Annotated in this window: 3 protein-coding genes; 1 reads left to right on the top strand and 2 read right to left on the bottom strand. The window is 74.8% G+C overall.

Annotated elements, in window-relative coordinates; genetic code table 11:
• The coding region (locus IO29_RS31195; RefSeq protein WP_030383513.1) for a methylmalonyl-CoA mutase family protein at nucleotides 1–202 on the bottom strand (202 nt) is incomplete at its 3' end.
• 344 nt (nucleotides 203–546) lie between these two features.
• Here IO29_RS31195 and IO29_RS31190 point away from each other — a divergent pair.
• Entirely contained in the window at nucleotides 547–1,449 is a 903-nt protein-coding gene (locus IO29_RS31190) for a L,D-transpeptidase family protein (RefSeq protein WP_420705409.1), read from the top strand.
• Nucleotides 1,450–1,698: 249 nt separating this feature from the next.
• Here the strand turns inward: IO29_RS31190 and IO29_RS31185 are convergent, their stop codons facing one another.
• Nucleotides 1,699–2,496, bottom strand: a complete 798-nt coding sequence (locus IO29_RS31185) for a hypothetical protein (protein WP_051708050.1) — start codon at nucleotides 2,494–2,496, stop codon at nucleotides 1,699–1,701.
• Between the last annotated feature and the right edge of the window lie 323 nt (nucleotides 2,497–2,819).

Genomic DNA, 2,819 nt, shown 5'->3' with positions numbered 1-2,819 from the left:
CCGTACCGAACCCGGCGTACTGCCGCATCGTCCACGGCCGCCCGGTGTACATCGTCGGATACACACCCCGCGTGAACGGAAACGCCCCCGGCTCCCCCAGCCGCTCCGCCGGATCCCAGCCCTCCAGATCACCCGGCCCGTAGACCGGCTCGATCGGCAGACCGCTCTCCGTGGACCGAGCACTGCCCGACTCCCGCGCCATGGTGTGTGCCTCCGCGTTGCTTGGTGAACCCGCCGGCTCCGCCCGCCCGGTTACCCGCCGGTACGCACGGCCCTCGCGACGGACTGTAGCGGCGGGCGTGCGCGTGGTGGAGAGCGCCGAGCTGGGACCTTGCTCACAACTGTGCCCCCTCCCGCACGACGGAGCACGCGTGAGCGCCCGCACGGCGGGCAGAACTCCGGGTGCACGCGGGGCATCGACGGCATCGGCGGTATCGGCGGCGGTCATCGACGGCGAGCGGTGAGACGGCTGGGGGCGACGTGCGTAAGAGGGGTATGCGGAGGACCGGAGTGCGGGTGGGGCGCGGACGGTGGAGGGCCCATGCGGTGCCGGCGGCCCCCGGACGGCCGGGGCGCGGACGGCCGGGGCGCGGCGGTGCGGTGTTCGCCGCGGGCGCCGGGGCGCTGGCGCTGGTCGCGGCCGTCGGCGGCTGCACGGTCCAGCCCACCGGCGACGGGCGGGGCGGGGGCACCTCCCCGGTCCACATCGACGTCCCGGCCACCCACGACAGCCCCCGTGACCACGGGTCGGACTCCGGGAACGCCTCCCCGCGCCGCAACCCGCGCACGAAGTCCGCGCCCCGTACGGCCGCTCCGGCGCGGGTGCTGTGGTCCGACGGCGACCACGGCAGGGACGTACGGGAGGTGCAGGCGCGGCTGAAACAGGTCGCCTGGCTGTTCGACGGGCCGACCGGCACGTACGACGACCTCACCGCGAAGGCCGTGAGCGGCTTCCAGGGCAAGCGCGGGCTGCCCAGGACGGGCCGCACGGACACCGTCACGTGGCAGCGGCTGCGGGCGATGACCCACGAGCCGACGAAGTGGGAGCTGTACGCGTTCGGCGGGCAGCCGGCGGCGCCTCCGGACCCGCGCTGTCTGACCGGCCGGGTGCTGTGCATCAGCAAGACCAGCCGGACCCTGCGCTGGATGATCGACGGCCGCACGGTCTCGGAGATGCCCGTACGGTTCGGCACCGAACTCACGCCCACCCGGGAGGGCGTCTTCCACGTCTACTGGAAGTCCCGGCACCACGTCTCCACGCTGTACGACTCCCCGATGCCGTACGCGATGTTCTTCAGCGGGGGCCAGGCGGTGCACTACTCGTACGACTTCGCGGCGCGCGGATACGCCGGGGGGTCGCACGGGTGTGTGAACGTACGGGACGAGGAGAAGATCGCGGCGCTGTTCGCGCAGGTCCGCGACGGGGACAAGGTCGTCGTCTACTGGTGAGACGGCGGTGGGTGCGGGCCGGGGGCGCGCGGGTGTGACATGGTCCCGCGCCACCGGTGTGACACTTTCCGGCCGCCCGGCGCAGTACTGAGTGGGCCGACTGGTCATCGGCCGGCGCACACGAGCCGGGGTTCCCCCCGTACCCGTGGCTCGGCGCCATCGGCGCGGGCGGGACACGTTCCCCCGGTCCCGCCCGCGCCCCCTGCGTTCGTTTCCTCGCGGCGGCCGGTCACGGCCGCTCACGGTTGCTCACGGCCGGTTCGGGCTGTGTCCGCCGCCGTGGTGACCGTGGCCCTCGTTGCCGCCGTTGCCGTGGCCTCCGCCTCCACCGCCATCGTCGTCGTTGCCTTCGTCGCCGCCGTTGCCGTTTCCGTTGCCTTGGTTGCCGTTGCCCTGGCTGCCGTTGCCTTGGTTCCCGTTGCCTTGGTTGCCGTTGCCTTGGTTCCCGTTGCCGTTGCCTTGGTTCCCGTTGCCGTTGCCCTGGCCCTGGTTGCCGTTGCCCTGGCCCTGGCCCTGGTTGCCGTTGCCCTTGCCCTTGCCGCCGCTCTGTCCGCCGCCGCTCCCGCTCGCCGTGCCGGAGCCGTTCCCGCCGTGCGACGCCAGTGCCGCCTTGCAGTACGCCGTCACCCTGCCGGAGCCGTCGCCGCCCGCCGCGTCCTCCAGCGCACGCCACCGCGCGGCCCCGACGGACTTGCCCTCGCGAACGTCACGGCAGGAGTCGAGCACCTCGTTCCACCACTCCCGCGACCCGCGGACGGCGGCCCCGTCGTCCCCCGTGCCGGGCCGCGCGCTCCCGTCGCCGGCGGTGTCGCGCGAGGAGCCGTCCTCCGTCTCCTCGCCCGTGCCCTCGGGCGACGCCGTGCCGGTGCCGTCCGCCGGCGCCGTGCCGGAGGGGCGCGGCGTGGCCGCGGCCGTCACCGAGGTGCCGGGTTCCGGTTCGTCCCCGCCGAACGGGGTCGGCAGCACCCCGGCCCCGGCGGCCGCCGCCACCCCGCCGATCGTCACCGCGGCGAGCCCGGCCGCCAGACCGAGCCGCAGCGGGCGCACCGGCCACCTCCGCCGGGCCTCGGCCAGGGGGCGGCCGAGCCGTACGAGACCGGCGTCGGCGCCCTCCGACGGGCCGGCCGGACCGGATTCCGCTTCGGTGCCGCCGGCCGCCCGTGCCGCGCGGAACGCGGCCAGGGCCGCCGTCTCACCGGGGAGTTCGCCATCGGTCCGCGCGGACGGCCGGGCGAGGGCGTCGAGCGCCTCGGCCAGCCGGCCGGCCTGCGCGAGTAATTGTCAAGACTTGTGGGTGAGTTGAGTTTCAGGCGACTTCGAGGTCCTCGACGAGGTGGCCGTTTTCGAAGCGGGCGCCGGAGCGGACGAGG

Source organism: Streptomyces sp. NRRL F-6676, assembly GCF_000725625.1.
GTDB lineage: Bacteria > Actinomycetota > Actinomycetes > Streptomycetales > Streptomycetaceae > Streptomyces.
The sequence above is the reverse complement of the archived record's forward strand: the minus strand, read 5'-3'. Positions and strand labels throughout refer to the sequence as shown.